Below are 15,095 nucleotides of genomic sequence, written 5' to 3' on the forward strand. Positions count from 1 at the left end.
TCTCACTCAGGCTACCGTGCGCCTGCTGCGTACAGAGCAGGACCGGGGCACTATAACCCTATTGGATCGTCGTGTGGTCAGTCGTCGTTACGGACGCAAACTGTTGGACGCACTGCCACCTTATCGACGCAATTTTGCTTAAGACGGATATATACCTTGAGTACTGAAGAGAAACAGATCGACAATTCCTCCGCAGTTAAGGCTGCTAAATCTGATTCAGATAAGCCAAAACAGCGTCGTCGCCGTCGCAGCAGCAATTCGCGCAGCAACAAACGTCGGGATGATAAGAAGGTGACCTGGAGTCCTTCCCAGTACGTAGTGCCTGAAGTTGAGGGCAAGGTGCGCTTTATGGACTTCAATCTGCCGGATGATGTTTTGCATGCGGTTGCTGATCTGGGCTTCGAATACGCGACCGCTATTCAGGCTGAAACCATTCCATCTGCGCTGGAAGGTAAGGACATCATCGGTAAAGCGCAGACAGGTACCGGTAAAACCGCTGCATTCCTGCTGGGTATTATCACCGATCTGATCGATTATCCGATTGAAGAGCGTCGCCGTCTGGCAGAGCCGCGTGCGCTGATCGTGGCGCCAACCCGCGAACTGGCGATGCAGATTGCTGCCGATGCGGAAGGTCTGGCTAAGTACACCGATCTGCATGTTGTGTCTTTGGTTGGTGGTATGGACTACGACAAGCAGCGCCAGCTGCTGAAGAAGAAACCGGTAGATATTCTGGTGGCAACGCCGGGTCGCCTGCTGGATTTCGTCAACAACAAAGAAGTTGATCTGTGGAACGTGGAAGTGCTGGTGCTGGACGAAGCCGACCGCATGCTTTCCATGGGCTTTATCCCGGACGTGCGTTCTATTATCCGTGCGACGCCGCGTAAAGGTCAGGACCGTCAGACCTTGCTATACAGTGCGACCTTTACCGATGACATTATGAACCTGGCACAGCAGTGGACGCTGGATGCGGTTCAGATCGAGATCGAGCCTGAGCAGAAAACCTCCGAAAACGTGGCGCAGAAGGTGTTCCTGGTTTCCGCCAAAGAAAAATACAAACTGCTGCGTAACTACATTCGTATCAACAACATCGAAAAAGTGATTGTGTTCGGCAACCGCCGTCACGAAACCCGCTCCCTGTGCGAGCGTCTGCAGAAAGACGGTGTAAGCGCGGCGCTGATGTCCGGCGAAATCACCCAGCAGAAACGTATCCGTACACTGGAAGATTTCCGTAGCGGTAAGATCGAAGTGTTGGTTGCAACCGATGTTGCAGGTCGTGGTATTCATATCGATGGTGTGACCCACGTAATCAACTACCAGTTGCCGGATGATCCGGATGACTACGTTCACCGCATCGGTCGTACCGGTCGAGCAGGTGCAACCGGTACCTCTATCTGTTTTGCGTGTGAAAATGATTCCTTCATGATCCCTGAGGTGGAAGCAGAGGCGGGTATTAAGCTTGAGTGTATTCACCCAGGACCTGAACTGCTGGCCGACTTGGATAAGCCTGCGAAGAAAGGTAAGAAGCAGAAGGATGAAGAAGCTGAGGAAGCGCCTGCAGCGAGTGAGCCGAGCGCCCCGGTTGAAGTAGCTGCGGAAGAAAACGCTGAGGTAGCAGAGGCTGAGGTTGTCACACCGGAAGCATCAGAACCTGCCAGCGACAGCAAAGATGTGCCTGCGGCTGAAAGCACTGAAGTCACTGAAGTGGTTGTTGCTGAAGCGCCGGTGCCGTCTGAAGAAGCGGGCCAGGGTGAAGCGGAAACTAAGGCTCAGGAAGAATCAGAGCCTGTAGAGACTGCTAAAACAGCTGAGGAAAATCTGGACCTGTTTGCTGATGCTGGTGCCGAGAAGTCCGAAGACGCGCCTGCTGAGGACGTGGCCGAATCTGCGCCTGCCAACGAAGAGGTAGCGGAAGAGTCATCTGAAGAATCGGCGACAAAAGCGGATGACTCAGAATCAAAAACAGGTGAGGAGCGCAGCGGTGGCTGAAGACAGGCACAACACCTCCCGGTTAAGTAACATCATTGCGATTGTTGTAAGTGCATTTTTCGCTGCTATTGCTGTGGCAGGCTATCAACGCACGAACGACATTCAGCAATTGATGTTGTTTATGGGATTGGCTGTGCTTGCGTTTGGTATCGTTAAGGTGGCGTTTGTCGGGATCAATAAGTTGCTTGACAGTGTCGATAACGATAAGCCGTAAGAAAAACATCACGTCGCCGTAAAGCCGGTTCTACAGCGTGGTCATAACCACTCCCTAAACTGCGGCGTGGTTAGGTCATAAAGGCAGTGCGTACAGATGTCGAATCTGTTGTGCTGCCTTTTTGTTATCTGAGATCAAAGATAAGATAGACACAGTAAGTTGTTTGTCGGCGCAATGGATATAATCGTGGCCGGGTTTAGCTGTGTTCAGAGTTCAAGGGGCAATGCATGTCTGAAGTAACAAAGGTTGCAGTACTGGGGGGCGGAAGCTTCGGTACGATCATCGCGAATATGGTGGCAGAGAACGGATTTCAGGTCAGTCACTGGATGCGAGATCAGCAGCGGGTTGATGAGATCATTGCGACACGGGAAAACTCCCGCTATCTCCCGGGCTATAAACTTGCTGAGAGCCTGGAGCCCACCACGGATATGCAGCTTGCGCTGAACGGCGCGCAGATGGTGATCGTCTCGATCCCAAGTCACTCGTTCCGCAAAGTGGTAAAGCAGGCCTGCGAATGGCTGCAGCCGTCCCAGATGCTGATCAGCACCACCAAGGGTATCGAGGCGGATACCTTTAGCTTGATGAGTGAGATTCTGCGGGATGAGCTTCCGCAAGGACGTATCGGTGTGTTGAGCGGTCCAAACCTCGCAAAAGAGGTTGCCCAGCGTCAGCTGACGGCAACCGTAATCGCCAGTGAAGATGCAGGGTTGCGCGAGCAGGCGCAAAAAGTCCTGCACAGCGCTTATTTTCGCGTATATGCAAGTTCCGATACCTACGGTGTGGAGCTGGGCGGCACACTGAAGAACATCTACGCCATCGCTGCGGGTTTGAGTGCCGCGATGGGGATGGGTGAAAACACCAAGAGTATGCTGATGACCCGTAGCCTCGCCGAGATGAGTCGTTTCGCTGTGTGTATGGGGGCAAACCCGATGACCTTTATCGGTCTGGCGGGGGTGGGTGATCTGATCGTTACCTGTATGTCGCCGCTGAGTCGCAACTACCGCGTGGGCTATGCACTGGGTGAAGGCAAAACGCTGGATCAGGCGGTGGAAGCGCTGGGTCAGGTGGCGGAAGGTGTGAATACGCTGAAGCAGGTTAAAACCAAAGCCCAGGAGATGGACGTGTACATGCCGCTGGTCTGGGGGTTGTATGAAGTTGTCTTTAATCACGCGCCTGTGGCCGAGGTGGTGAAAACACTGATGCTGAACGAGCAGAGTACAGACGTTGAGTTTGTTCTGCCGAGGGATGAAGTGTGAGGATCTATTTTATGCGTCACGGCGAGGCCTCCTGGCAAGCTTCCTGTGATGCAGAGCGTCCGCTCACGGAGAATGGGCGGGTGCGTCTCTACGCTTCGCTACGTGAAAACGCTGCGCGTATGCAGGATGTTCAGCATATTCTGCACAGTCCGTACCTGCGTGCGGTCCAAACTGCAAAGATTGCGGGCGAAGTCCTGGGGGTTGATTCCTACTCTGATGATGCGCTGTGGACGCCAGACAACGATCCGCAGCAAGCTATCGAAACGTTAGAAGCCTTTACCGAGCAAACCATATTGGTGGTTACCCATAACCCCCTGGTGAGTCGATTAGTGGGTGGTTTCTGTGGTGCAGGTATCGAGCCCTTTGATACCGGGACCATCACTTGTGTTGATGCTGACTGGCCCGCAATGGGGCTGGGATCTCTTATCTGGAAGGCGTAACGGCGCTCGCCTTCCCATTTCTTGCTTTGCGCTATTCCCTGACGCTCCCTGATTTTTACGTTATGCTTTTCAAATCAGTTAATTGCAGGGATTTTGCGTGTCTTATTCTGAAGAGCTTCGCTTCGAAGTAAACGGCCATGTCATTGCCGCGATGGCCAGCGGTAAGCCGGATGACCCGGTTGTGCTTGGCCTTCATGGCTGGCTGGACAATGCCGCCACTTATAATCAAATTGGTCCGTTGCTTAAGGGCGTTAGATTTATTGCTCTGGATCTGATGGGGCATGGTTTTTCTGATCATCGACCCGCCTCAATGCCGTATTACATTTGGGATAACGTTGCTGATGTGATCGCTGTGGCTGATGAGCTCAAACTCGAGAAGCTAAGGATTGTGGGCCACTCCATGGGGGCAAGTATTGCCAGTTTGCTGGCGGGTTCTTTTCCGGATCGGGTTGAAAAACTCTGGCTGATCGAGGGAGTGGCGCCGCTGGTTTATGAAGCAGATAGGTTGCCGGAGTTGATGGCGGAGGCGCTGAATAAACGTGGCAAGATGCGCAATAAGCGGCTCAAGCCGTATCCCTCTCTGGAGGAGGCAGTTCAGGCGCGTATCAATGGACGCTTCCCTGTGAGTGAGCAGGCATCGCGCTGGCTGGTGAGCCGCGGAGCCGTACATGGCGAGGATGGGGTGTACTGGCGCAACGATCCGAGTCTGGTTTTGCCGTCTATACTGCGCATGACAGAAGATCAGGTTCAGGCGTTTTTGCGTAGAATTTCAGCAGAAGTGGATCTGGTGCTGGGCGAAGAAGGGTTGGAGCTGGATCGTATGGATGAACGTGCGGCCTGTATCGCGCAGATGGTCATCCATCGATTCCCCGGAAATCACCACCTCCACCTGGAGCCTGAAGCCGCCAAATTGATCGCTGATCTGGTCAACGGCTGGTTTGAGGAGAAATGATCTGATCTCAGTGGTCCAAGGAGGGTGGGTCCTGGTCTTTACAGACTTGCCTTTCGGGCCTTGTTGGCACCTTTCTGAAGGTTGTTGAGTTGCATGGAGGTTTCAATGTTACGTTGGTTGCCCGCTTTATTTGTACTGGTGGCTATAACCGCACAAGCCCAAAGTGATCGTCGTGGATCTGCCGATCACCCGGCGGTGGAGCGCTTCCCGCTCTCTTATATCGTTGACTACCGGCAGCGTGAAGTGCCGGAGTACCGTCTTATTCTGGGTGGACTGGAGAAGGTGGACGGTGTAATCCGTCCGGAGCACGAGCAGCGGATAAAAGGGGATATGACCCGTATTACCTATCGGATGCCAACCGGCCATTCCTCCACTGAACCGTTTCGTTTTATGCGCGACCAGTTGTTGAAAAAAGGCGCGCAGGTGATGTTTGAGTGTCAGGGCAGGGATTGTGGTAGCAGCAACTACTGGGCGAACTCCATATTCCGTATTTCCCGGTTGTACGGTGTTGATCAGACCCAGCACTACCTGGCAGCCCGGTTGGGGCAGGACTATTTCGTTCTCTATACTGTAATTCGTGGCAACAAACGTGTTTACGCGCACCTGGAGGTGCTCAGTTCCGAGCAGGGAGATCTGACCCAGACCCTGGAAGCCCAGGGTTATGCCCGGCTTGAAGCAGGTGGTGAGTTGCCCGCAACACTGTTCGAATACCTGGAGAGCAACCCAGAGGTGAAAATCTGGGTGGTTGGGTTGGATCGCAGTGTTGAAGGTTTTGAGGCGGCGCTGGAAAAATCCGAGCAACAGGCGGATGCCGTTGCGCAGATGATGCGGCAGCAGGTGGATGCGTCGCGCGTGCGGGTCTATGGCCTGGGGCCATTGGCGCCGCTGATGATTGGTGAAGGTGAAGCGGGAGTGTATTTAATCCGCGAGTAAGGAGGCAGGGATGGCAACAGTCTCACTGGTTCTTGGAAGTGGGGGTGCCCGGGGTTACGCGCATATCGGAGTGATTGAAGAGATTGAGCGGCGCGGGTACGAAATCATATGTAGTGCCGGCAGCTCCATGGGTGCGCTGGTCGGTGGTGTTTACGCTGCCGGAGGTCTGGCCGAATACAGAGATTGGGTTAAAGGCTTATCCAAGTTTGAGATCTTTCGGTTGCTGGATATTGAGTTTACGCGCGGCACGATTCGGGGGGAGCGGCTTTTACAGCGCCTTAATGACATTATCGGCAACCCAACGATCGAAGATCTGCCGATCGATTACACCGCCGTGGCGACCGATATCGTCCGTCAAAAAGAGGTCTGGTTTCAGGCCGGGCCGTTGCAAACCGCAATGCGCGCGTCGGTTGCAGTGCCGGGTTTTTTTACCCCTTATGTGCACGAACACCGCATTCTGGTGGATGGCGGTGTGCTCAACCCTTTACCCATTATTCCAACCGTTGCGTCCCACGCGGATCTGATCATCGCGGTTGATCTGAACGCCCGGGACCCGCGCCATGACGTGCTGGATCTGCCCGACAATGCCTATCTTAACCGCAGCGGTATTTCCGATAGTTGGAGTCTCGGCTCTACTCCAAACGGCAACGGCAACGGCAACGGAAGTAATGGTAACGGCTGCGCTACTCCGTATGGTGAGGGGGCTAAAAGGGGGCCTCCGCGAGTGGGTGGACGTATCGATGTGCTTTTGGATTCAGTTGAGGTGATGCAGGGTAGTCTGGCGCAGTACAAAATTGCGGGTTACCCGCCTGACCTGGTTATCTCGATTCCTCACGATTTGTGCCATTTCTTTGAGTTCTACCGAGCGACTGAGGTAATTGAGGTAGGGCGGCAGGTTGCACGTGAGCGCCTTGAAGCGCTCGAGCAAGGGATGTTGAACTAAGTGGCGGGGTTACAGGGTATTTCCCTTCTTCAGTAGCACGTACAGGGCGCCGGTGCCGCCATCTCTATCCTGGGCTGACGTAAAGGCCAGCACACCTGGCATACGGCGCAACCACTCGTTGACGTAGGATTTCAGTAGTGGTTGCTTCCCCGCTTGGCTGTATGCTTTTCCGTGCACAACGATTACACAGCGCATGTTGCGCGCGCGGGCCGCGCGAATAAAGCGGCTTAGCTCATCGCGCGCGTTATCCACGGTATAGCCGTGCAGATCAAGGCCTTCTTCCCACGGGATATGGCCTTGCTTGAGGCGTTTCAGTACCCGCAGCTGTATCCCGGGAGCGGCAAACAGCAGCTCTTCACTGGATTCCACCAGATCAACAGCTTCGCTGGAGAGGTTGTCGATTACCTTCTCCTCTTCAACGGTCGCGGCGGCACGTTTCGCGTGTAGATTGATATCTTTACGGCGTGCAGGTTTCAGATCAGCTTTGTCGTGGCTGTGTCGGGTTACCCCCTGCATCGCATCGGCAAAGGAGAAATCTTCGTCGTTGTTGTCAGGTTTGGCGCGGTCTGACATGGCTTTTCAACCTAAATTTCATTAACATAGCGGCCCTTCTGGGGAGGCTGTAAGCATACTCCCTGTGACCCCGAAAGGGGCGATATTATCCGGTGAGTAACGATGAACGATCAAGACCAGATTAAACAGGAACTGCATACAATCCGCGATTACATCCGCTGGTGTATGAGTAACTTCGGTGAGCACGATGTATTTTTCGGGCACGGCACCGATAACGCCTGGGATGAATCGGTCCATCTGGTGTTGAGTGCGTTACACCTGCCGTGGGACACCGACAGCACTGTGTTGGATGCGCGCCTGACCGGCGCTGAGAAGGATCGCGTGCTGAAGTTTATCGAGCAGCGTGTGCATGCACGTATGCCGCTGCCGTACCTGACCAACGAAGCCTGGTTTGCGGGTATGCCGTTCTATGTTGACGAGCGGGTGTTGGTGCCGCGTTCTCCGATTGCTGAGTTAATCGATAATCACTTTGCGCCGATGCTGCGTGAAGGGCCTGTGAATCGCATTCTGGACCTCTGTACTGGCAGCGGCTGCATTGGCATTGCTTGTGCTTACGCTTTCCCTGAGTCTGATGTGGATCTGGCGGATCTGTCCGAGGATGCGTTAGATGTGGCAAGCATCAACGTTGCGCGTCACGGTCTGGAATCCCGTGTGATCCCGCGCCACAGTGATCTGTTCAGTGCGCTGCAGGGCGAGAAGTATGATCTGATTGTCTCCAATCCGCCGTACGTAGATGCCGAAGATCTGGCGTCCATGCCGGAGGAATACGGTCATGAGCCAGATATGGCGCTGGGTTCCGGTCCGGATGGTCTGGATATCACCAAGCGCATTTTGCGTGAAGCCAATGACTACCTCACCGAAGATGGTCTGCTGGTGGTTGAGGTGGGTAACAGTGAAGTGCATCTGGCGGAGCAGTATCCGCAGCTGCCACTGATCTGGCTGGAACTGGAACAGGGAGGGAATGGCGTTTTTGCGATCTCGGCCGCAGATCTGAAAGCACACCGGGAAGAAATTTGAGCGAGGCTGTATAATGCAGCCTGCCGGACTGAACACCGATCTACTGTGGTAACAATAGGTTAGGTCCGACAGGCTGTGAAAGCCTCTGTTAAGCTGATGCGATGCGTCAGTTGGTATTAAGTTAAGTGGATAATAACGATGTCAGGAAATAGCTTCGGAAAACTCTTTACAGTGACCACCTTCGGTGAGAGTCACGGCCCGGCGTTGGGTTGTATTGTTGATGGTTGCCCTCCTGGCATCGAGCTGAGTGTCGAAGACCTGCAGGTCGATCTGGACCGTCGTAAGCCGGGTACATCCCGCCACACCACGCAGCGCCGCGAAGACGACATTGTTGAGATTCTGTCCGGTGTTTTCGAGGGTAAAACCACCGGTACCTCCATCGGTCTGCTGATCAAGAATACTGACCAGCGTTCCAAGGATTACTCCAATATCGCCGAAACCTTCCGTCCGGCTCACGCTGATTACGTGTATTCTCACAAGTACGGCTTCCGTGACTACCGTGGCGGCGGTCGGTCCTCTGCCCGTGAAACGGCGATGCGTGTTGCGGCAGGTGCGATTGCCAAGAAATTCCTGGCATCCAAGGGGATTGAGGTCCGTGGTTACCTGTCCCAGTTGGGTCCGGTGGCGATCGATATGGAAAACTTCGACTGGAACGAAGTAAACAACAACCCATTCTTCTCGCCGGATGCCAAGAAAGCGGAAGAGATGGCGGAATACATGGATGCCCTGCGTAAAGAGGGTAACTCTGTGGGTGCGAAGATCTCCGTTGTCGCCAGCGGCGCGCCAGTGGGTCTGGGGGAACCGATCTTTGATCGCCTGGATGCGGATCTGGCGCATGCGCTGATGAGCATCAACGCTGTGAAGGGTGTTGAGATTGGTGACGGTTTTGACGTTGTTGCACAGAAGGGAACCGAGCACCGCGATGAAATGACGCCGGAAGGCTTCCAGTCTAACCATGCGGGTGGCATTCTGGGCGGTATCTCCACCGGTCAGGACATCATCGCACACATTGCGCTGAAGCCTACCTCCAGCCTGCGTCTGCCAGGTCGAAGCATCAATACCCACGGTGAAGAGATCGAAGTGGTGACCAAAGGGCGTCACGACCCATGTGTAGGTATTCGCGCCACGCCGATCGCTGAAGCGATGATGGCGATTGTGCTGATGGATCACTACCTGCGTAACCGTGGTCAGAATGCCGATGTGGATTCTGATTTGCCGCTGATCAAATAAACAGATTCTTACTTAGGTAAGTTCTGTAGCCTTGAGCTACAGTCCAGATATGCCCGGCTTTATAGTCGGGCATATTGCGTATTTAAGGTGGGCCACAGCTGTGGTCTGAACGCTTTTTTTGTGCAGCTGTGATCCAGCTGGAGCACGAAGACGGTGAATATAAGACGATGACAACTTTGTACACTGAAAAACTATACGATGGTTACGGCCAGAGCTTTGAGATTGATGAAGTCCTGTTTGAGCAGCAGACGGATTCCTGGCACCTGATTATCTTCCGTAACCGCTTTTTCGGTACGGTCATGGCGCTGGATGGCATTATCCAGACAACAGAGAAAGATGAGTTTGTATACCACGAGATGCTGACGCACGTGCCGCTGTTTGCACACGGTAATGCGAAAAAGGTACTGATCATCGGTGGTGGTGACGGCGGTATCCTGCGCGAAGTGCTGAAGCACCCAGAAGTGGAGCAGGTAACTCAGGTTGAGATCGATCAGGCCGTGATCGATATGTGCAAAGAGTACCTGCCGGGGCACTCTGCAGGCGCATTCGATGATCCGCGTGCGAAGATCGTGATCGCTGACGGTATGGACTACGTGCAGCAAGATGGTGAAAAGTTCGACGTGATCATCTCTGACTGCACCGATCCGGTAGGCCCGGGCGAAGTGCTGTTCTCCAGTGATTTCTACGAAGGCTGCAAAAACCGTCTGAACGACGGTGGTATCTTCGTTGCGCAAAATGGCGTGGCTTACATGCAGGTGGATGAGGTGGTAACCACCCGTCGCCGTCTGAGCCCGTACTTTGCAGACCAGACGTTCTACGCTGCAGCGGTACCAACGTACGTGGGTGGTGTGATGACCCTGGCGTGGGGTTCCGATAACGATGCACTGCGACAGGTTCCAGTCGACGTGTTGCAGGAGCGTTTTGCAGCAAGTGGTATGAAAACCCGTTACTATAATCCAGCGGTTCACGCGGGTGCCTTTGCGCTGCCGCAGTTTGTGCTGGATGCTCTGAAAGACGCCTGATTGGCTGATCCTCTTTTACCAAAGCCGGCATTATGCCGGCTTTTTTGTGGGTGTCCGTAATCGGTTTTGTTTGGAGTTGTGTGTGAGTCTGCCGTACGTCCGGTTATCCGGATTCTACTTTTTCTATTTCGCTCTGCTAGGTGCATTGGTTCCCTACTGGAGCTTGTATCTCAAGTCCTATGGCTTTGGCGCAGAAACCATCGGTATATTGATGGGGCTGCTGCACGGCACACGCATTGTCGCACCAAACATCTGGGGCTGGTTGGCAGACAGAACCGGACAGCGTCTACGTATTGTGCAGATGGGATCGCTGGTTACCTGCTTGGTTTTTGTGCTCATCTTCTGGCAGGAGGATGCGCTTGGGATCGGCCTGGTTATGTTGGGCTTCAGCTTTTTCTGGAACGCGGTGTTACCTCAGTTTGAGGTCATCACGCTTGGGCATCTGGGGGATAAAAGAGACCGCTACAGTCGAATCCGGCTATGGGGTTCCATCGGGTTTATCGCCGCAGTATTGCTGGTGGGGTGGTTGTTCGACTGGATCAGTGTGCGGTGGTTGCCTGCGATTATGCTGGCCATCATGGTGATGATCTGGTTAAACGCGTTGTTTGTTACCGCGCCAGAAAAAGAAGCGGCACAGCGGGATAGCGGTGATGGCTTTATAAAGCTTTTGTTGCGCCCGCAGGTGCTGGCGTTTTTTGCTATCTGTTTTTTGGTGCAGTTCAGTCATGGTGCCTATTACACCTTCTACAGCGTACTGATGGAGTCTATCGGGTACGCGCGAAGGGAGATTGGTATTCTCTGGTCGATCGGTGTGCTGGCGGAGGTGGTGATCTTTGTCTACATGCACACTCTGATTCAGCGCTTTGGTCTACGCAATATCATGATCGTGAGTTTGATGCTGTGTGTGCTGCGCTGGCTCATGATCGGGGTATGGCCTGACCATTTGGTTCTGATGTTGATTGCGCAAACGCTGCATGCTGCAACATTCGGTACTTTGCATGCCGTCGGTATCGCACTTGTGCACCACTATTTTACCGAACGTACCCATGGTCAGGGGCAGGCGCTTTTCTCTAGTTTTGGTTTTGGTGCCGGTGGAGCGGCGGGTGCAATTGCCAGTGGTTTTCTCTGGGACGAGATCGGTAGCACATCTACATTCGCAATTTCGGCCGCTGCAGCGGCAATTGCAATTGTGTTGGCATGGGTCTGGATCAGGCCGGAAAAAGTGCAGCAAAATCCGTAATTGAGTTGTTTTGCAGTGCAGTTTGTATAGTATTAGAAGAGATAACAAATAAAAGTGGCATCAAGGAGTCGGGATGAAATTCAAGATTGATATCGATATGTCACCCGAAGAGCTGCGTAAGGTTCTCGGTCTGCCAGATGTTGAAGGATTTCATGAGGATATGATGAATCGGATCCGCGAGCAGATGGACGCTGGCGTTGACGGTTATGATCCTCTGACATTGTTCAAGCCATATCTTTCAAGTGGTGTCGGCTCCATGGAAGCGCTGCAAAAAATGATGCTGAGCATGATGACTAGTCCGTACAGCGGCGGGAAAAATTCCGAATAGTCTTATGCCTCAGGGATTGGGTGGTCTACGGAAGAGAGAGAACTGCTTTGCGTATCTTAAGAAAGTATACAAACCGTCGTCTTTATGACACGTCACGTAGCTGTTACGTCACACTGGAAGATGTGAAACAGCTGGTGCTCAACGGCGAAGCCTTTCAGGTTCAGGACTCCAAAACGGGTGCTGACCTGACGCGTAACATTTTATTGCAGATCATTAGTGAGCAGGAAGCTCAAGGGCATGGAACCCTGCTGACCAACCAGGTACTGCAGCAGCTGATCCGTTTTTACGGTGACAGCATGCAAGGCATGATGAGCCAGTACCTTGAACAGAGTATTGCTGCGTTTCTGGAACACCAGGAGCGTATCCGTGAGCAGATGCAGACCATGATGGGGGCTGCAAACCCGCTGACCATGATGAACCGGATCGCTGACCAGAATATGGCGATGTGGGGCGGTATGTTCACACCGGAAAAGGGCGATGAAACTCCTCCGCCGCCTCCAGGCGCTAATCCTGAGCCTGAAAAAGAACAGGATAAGTAATCAGCTTAGATAAGGAAGCTTGGCAGTAACAGGCTTCTAATCTCTACGACCTCTAACGCGTCCGGAAGCTTGGCTTTAATCTTTTCAGTCAAGCTTTACAGGGCGCGTTTCTGTATCTGTCTGTTGGAATTAAGTGTGCGGGCGCATTTGCGCCCGATACCTATGGGATGGGGAAAGAAGTTTCCTGGTCTGAGGTTTAGTCGCGGGTGCTAAGCCAGTCTACGATCTTTGGTGCAACGACTGTCTGTGCCTTGCCAGATACAAACACGCCTATATGCCCACCGCGCACCTCCATCTCTTCGTAATCGTCACTGCTGATATTGTCTTTTAGTGCGATTGAGGATGCTGGGGGTACCAGGTGATCGAAGCTGCCATAGATGTTCAGAACAGGGTGGGTGATTCGGTCAAGGTTTACCTGAAGGCCGCCGATGAGGGCCTCTCCCTTAATCAGCTTGTTCTCCTGGAAGAACTGCTTCACAAACTGGCGGAACGCCTCACCTGCCTGGTCTGGGCTGTCGTAGATCCACTTTTCCATGCGCAGGAAACTCAGGGCGCTCTCTTCGTTTTCCAGCTGATTGGGCATCCCTAAGTTTTTCTGCACACCGAGGCGCATTGGCATTAGGGAGTTGTAAGAATCGTTGAGCATACTGCCCGGAATGTTGCCGTACGTTTCCACGGCCAGGTCGGTATCAACCGACATGGCGAGGTGGGTCAACAGGTTGTCCGGCGTGTGAAAATCCACCGGGGTCACCATGGTGATCAGGTTTTTGATTTTTTGCGGATTCAGCGCGGTGTAGCAGAGGCTGAAAGTACCGCCCTGGCAGATGCCAAGCAGGTTGATCTGGTCTTTGTTGCTGAGCTCGCGTACCCGGTCAACACAGTTGTTGAGGTATTCGTTGATATAGTCATCGAGGTCGAGGTAGCGGTCTGCGGCATCAGGGTAGCCCCAGTCGATGACATAGACCTCCTGGCCCTGCTCAAGTAGACGCAACAGGATCGAGCGCTCTGGTTCCAGGTCGATCATGTACGGACGGTTGACCAGCGCGTAGCAGATCAGAAGGGGTGTGGTGTTGGCAGGCTTTCCAATCGGTGCGTAACGGTACAGGCGCAGTTTATCCTCGCAGTACACCTCTTCCTTGGGTGTTTGGCCGACGTCCACCTCTTTCAGCTTTTGCAGTGTGGAGTAGCTTTTCAGGAGTTTTTGGTTGAACTCAAGCAGCTCTTCGGCAACTTTGCCGGGTTTCAGGTGCAATGTGTCCATCGTTTACTCCTTCACTTTCTTTTTCAGGGCAGCAACCTCTTTTTTAAGTGAGGTGATTTCACTGCGCATATCCTGGATCAGATCGACCAGTGCCTGATTCTGAATCTCTGCAACACTGTCATTGAGCGCGCTTATCTGGCGACGGGCTTGCCGCATCTCTTTACGCAGCTGATGCTGGCGCTGAAGTGCGGTATCCAGTCCTTTGCGTGTTGCCAGGCCGGCCGATTGAAAGTAGATGTCGCGGATGTTCTGAGAAAAGTTGCGTAACGACATCAGGGCGTTGCTGATCCGACCGTGCGCCTGCTGGTAGTCGTCGGTAAACACTGTATCGGAGTACGCGGATTCGTAACATTCCACCCAGACATTGTGCAGCTCCCGCAGTGTGTCGATGCCGCCGTCGCGCTCCGCCAGTTGGTGGGTCATACGGCGTCCGGCTTCCTGATTGATCTCGCTGTAGTGGCGGATGTAGTCCGACAACGCTTCCTGGTATTCGAGTAGCAGACGAATCGCTTCGCGGCTGTTCGCTTGCAACTCGGGGTTGGAGCCTACCACCGGCGTTTCGAGCAGGCTTTTAACGCCACTGATAAATGGGTTCTCGAACAGCAGGTCGTCGTGAAAACTGTGGGTTTTGAAGAGGGCGGCCACTTGTTCCGGTAGCTGCCACTGGCGCATCAGCAGATCGGTGGTCTGTTTTTGCATATAGTTCTGGAACTCGGAAACCGCTGACTCGATCTGTTGCTCGGAGCCGCTGTTGCGAAAGTGTCGAATCAGCTCTTCGCCGTATTCGTTAAAATTGTGGGATTGTGCGCTGAGTACGTCCATCAGTTGGGAGAATTGCAGTGGCAGGGCTTCGCCGGCGGTAGACTGATAGCGTTTAATAAACTCCTGCCAGCCTTCCGGGTTTTTCAGCTCATCTGCGCTTTCGCCCAGCGCCTGCCAATAGGCTTTCTGGGCTTCAAGCCAGTCATTCATCTGTTGATTCAGGTTGTCTGACACGGCTGTATTCTCCTTCGATGGTGCCAACGATTTTGCACTAGGCGAGTCGGCAATTCGCTTGTCGCTGATTAAAGCTACTGATCCCTATAATCAGCAAAGCCTAACAAACATTAGAAATACTATTACAACTGAACTGTAACTTACACCTGTCTGCCTGTGCGCTAT

The 15,095-nt window shown here is 53.4% G+C and carries 16 protein-coding genes and 1 pseudogene; 14 read left to right on the forward strand and 3 right to left on the reverse strand.

Annotated features, from left to right (window positions below; genetic code table 11):
* The 8 genes and pseudogenes from ACEQ15_RS07765 to ACEQ15_RS07800 all read left to right on the forward strand — a co-directional run.
* The coding region (locus ACEQ15_RS07765; protein WP_370278561.1) for a helicase C-terminal domain-containing protein at positions 1 to 142 on the forward strand (142 nt) is incomplete at its 5' end.
* Between the two features lie 14 nt (positions 143 to 156).
* Positions 157 to 1,488: pseudogene (rhlB, locus tag ACEQ15_RS07770) on the forward strand (ATP-dependent RNA helicase RhlB); the annotation flags it as partial.
* A gap of 490 nt (positions 1,489 to 1,978) precedes the next feature.
* Positions 1,979 to 2,200, forward strand: coding sequence for a hypothetical protein (locus tag ACEQ15_RS07775; RefSeq protein WP_282353217.1), 222 nt, complete (start codon positions 1,979 to 1,981; stop codon positions 2,198 to 2,200).
* Positions 2,201 to 2,427: 227 nt separating this feature from the next.
* Complete coding sequence (locus ACEQ15_RS07780; RefSeq protein ID WP_370278547.1) at positions 2,428 to 3,456, forward strand: NAD(P)H-dependent glycerol-3-phosphate dehydrogenase; 1,029 nt, start codon at positions 2,428 to 2,430, stop codon at positions 3,454 to 3,456.
* An 11-nt stretch (positions 3,457 to 3,467) separates the two neighbouring features.
* The gene (locus tag ACEQ15_RS07785) at positions 3,468 to 3,896 is read left to right on the forward strand and encodes a histidine phosphatase family protein (protein WP_370278548.1); all 429 of its coding nucleotides are present in this window, start codon (positions 3,468 to 3,470) and stop codon (positions 3,894 to 3,896) included.
* A gap of 97 nt (positions 3,897 to 3,993) precedes the next feature.
* Positions 3,994 to 4,848: an alpha/beta fold hydrolase gene (locus tag ACEQ15_RS07790; protein WP_370278549.1), complete on the forward strand. Its 855-nt coding sequence runs from the start codon at positions 3,994 to 3,996 to the stop codon at positions 4,846 to 4,848.
* 105 nt (positions 4,849 to 4,953) lie between these two features.
* Positions 4,954 to 5,781 (forward strand): DUF4892 domain-containing protein, encoded by an 828-nt coding sequence (locus ACEQ15_RS07795; protein ID WP_370278550.1) that lies wholly within the window; start codon positions 4,954 to 4,956, stop codon positions 5,779 to 5,781.
* A gap of 10 nt (positions 5,782 to 5,791) precedes the next feature.
* On the forward strand, positions 5,792 to 6,724 hold the full coding sequence (locus ACEQ15_RS07800; protein WP_370278551.1) for a patatin-like phospholipase family protein: 933 nt from the start codon (positions 5,792 to 5,794) through the stop codon (positions 6,722 to 6,724).
* A 9-nt stretch (positions 6,725 to 6,733) separates the two neighbouring features.
* On the opposite strand, the gene ACEQ15_RS07805 is transcribed toward ACEQ15_RS07800, so the two are convergent.
* Positions 6,734 to 7,297 (reverse strand): Smr/MutS family protein, encoded by a 564-nt coding sequence (locus tag ACEQ15_RS07805; RefSeq protein ID WP_370278552.1) that lies wholly within the window; start codon positions 7,295 to 7,297, stop codon positions 6,734 to 6,736.
* Positions 7,298 to 7,399: 102 nt separating this feature from the next.
* Between ACEQ15_RS07805 and prmB the strand changes: the two genes are divergently transcribed.
* From prmB to phaR, 6 genes are all read left to right on the forward strand, one after another.
* Positions 7,400 to 8,314, forward strand: a complete 915-nt coding sequence (gene prmB, locus ACEQ15_RS07810; protein ID WP_370278553.1) for a 50S ribosomal protein L3 N(5)-glutamine methyltransferase — start codon at positions 7,400 to 7,402, stop codon at positions 8,312 to 8,314.
* A 138-nt stretch (positions 8,315 to 8,452) separates the two neighbouring features.
* Positions 8,453 to 9,544, forward strand: coding sequence for a chorismate synthase (aroC, locus tag ACEQ15_RS07815; protein ID WP_370278554.1), 1,092 nt, complete (start codon positions 8,453 to 8,455; stop codon positions 9,542 to 9,544).
* Between the two features lie 167 nt (positions 9,545 to 9,711).
* Positions 9,712 to 10,566 carry a polyamine aminopropyltransferase gene (gene speE, locus ACEQ15_RS07820; RefSeq protein ID WP_370278555.1) on the forward strand — a complete coding sequence of 285 codons (855 nt, stop codon included), beginning with the start codon at positions 9,712 to 9,714 and terminating at the stop codon, positions 10,564 to 10,566.
* An 82-nt stretch (positions 10,567 to 10,648) separates the two neighbouring features.
* Complete coding sequence (locus tag ACEQ15_RS07825) at positions 10,649 to 11,806, forward strand: MFS transporter (RefSeq protein ID WP_370278556.1); 1,158 nt, start codon at positions 10,649 to 10,651, stop codon at positions 11,804 to 11,806.
* A 73-nt stretch (positions 11,807 to 11,879) separates the two neighbouring features.
* Positions 11,880 to 12,134 carry a DUF6489 family protein gene (locus tag ACEQ15_RS07830; protein WP_370278557.1) on the forward strand — a complete coding sequence of 85 codons (255 nt, stop codon included), beginning with the start codon at positions 11,880 to 11,882 and terminating at the stop codon, positions 12,132 to 12,134.
* A 47-nt stretch (positions 12,135 to 12,181) separates the two neighbouring features.
* Positions 12,182 to 12,673, forward strand: coding sequence for a polyhydroxyalkanoate synthesis repressor PhaR (gene phaR / locus ACEQ15_RS07835; RefSeq protein ID WP_370278558.1), 492 nt, complete (start codon positions 12,182 to 12,184; stop codon positions 12,671 to 12,673).
* Positions 12,674 to 12,869: 196 nt separating this feature from the next.
* Here the strand turns inward: phaR and phaC are convergent, their stop codons facing one another.
* Both phaC and ACEQ15_RS07845 read right to left on the reverse strand, forming a co-directional pair.
* Positions 12,870 to 13,934, reverse strand: coding sequence for a class III poly(R)-hydroxyalkanoic acid synthase subunit PhaC (gene phaC / locus ACEQ15_RS07840; protein ID WP_370278559.1), 1,065 nt, complete (start codon positions 13,932 to 13,934; stop codon positions 12,870 to 12,872).
* A 3-nt stretch (positions 13,935 to 13,937) separates the two neighbouring features.
* A complete protein-coding gene (locus ACEQ15_RS07845; RefSeq protein ID WP_370278560.1) occupies positions 13,938 to 14,930 on the reverse strand; it encodes a poly(R)-hydroxyalkanoic acid synthase subunit PhaE in 993 nt (330 codons plus the stop codon).
* Positions 14,931 to 15,095 lie beyond the last annotated feature (165 nt).

It is taken from the genome of Pontibacterium sp., from assembly GCF_964228735.1.
GTDB lineage: Bacteria > Pseudomonadota > Gammaproteobacteria > Pseudomonadales > Balneatricaceae > Pontibacterium.

Coding starts and splice junctions, on each gene's coding strand:
- ACEQ15_RS07780 (WP_370278547.1), top strand. CDS start 2,428: ATGTCTGAAGTAACAAAGGTTGCAGTACTGGGGGGCGGAAGCTTCGGT.
- ACEQ15_RS07785 (WP_370278548.1), top strand. CDS start 3,468: ATGCGTCACGGCGAGGCCTCCTGGCAAGCTTCCTGTGATGCAGAGCGT.
- ACEQ15_RS07795 (WP_370278550.1), top strand. CDS start 4,954: ATGTTACGTTGGTTGCCCGCTTTATTTGTACTGGTGGCTATAACCGCA.
- ACEQ15_RS07800 (WP_370278551.1), top strand. CDS start 5,792: ATGGCAACAGTCTCACTGGTTCTTGGAAGTGGGGGTGCCCGGGGTTAC.
- ACEQ15_RS07805 (WP_370278552.1), bottom strand. CDS start 7,297: ATGTCAGACCGCGCCAAACCTGACAACAACGACGAAGATTTCTCCTTT.
- prmB (WP_370278553.1), top strand. CDS start 7,400: ATGAACGATCAAGACCAGATTAAACAGGAACTGCATACAATCCGCGAT.
- aroC (WP_370278554.1), top strand. CDS start 8,453: ATGTCAGGAAATAGCTTCGGAAAACTCTTTACAGTGACCACCTTCGGT.
- speE (WP_370278555.1), top strand. CDS start 9,712: ATGACAACTTTGTACACTGAAAAACTATACGATGGTTACGGCCAGAGC.
- ACEQ15_RS07830 (WP_370278557.1), top strand. CDS start 11,880: ATGAAATTCAAGATTGATATCGATATGTCACCCGAAGAGCTGCGTAAG.
- phaC (WP_370278559.1), bottom strand. CDS start 13,934: ATGGACACATTGCACCTGAAACCCGGCAAAGTTGCCGAAGAGCTGCTT.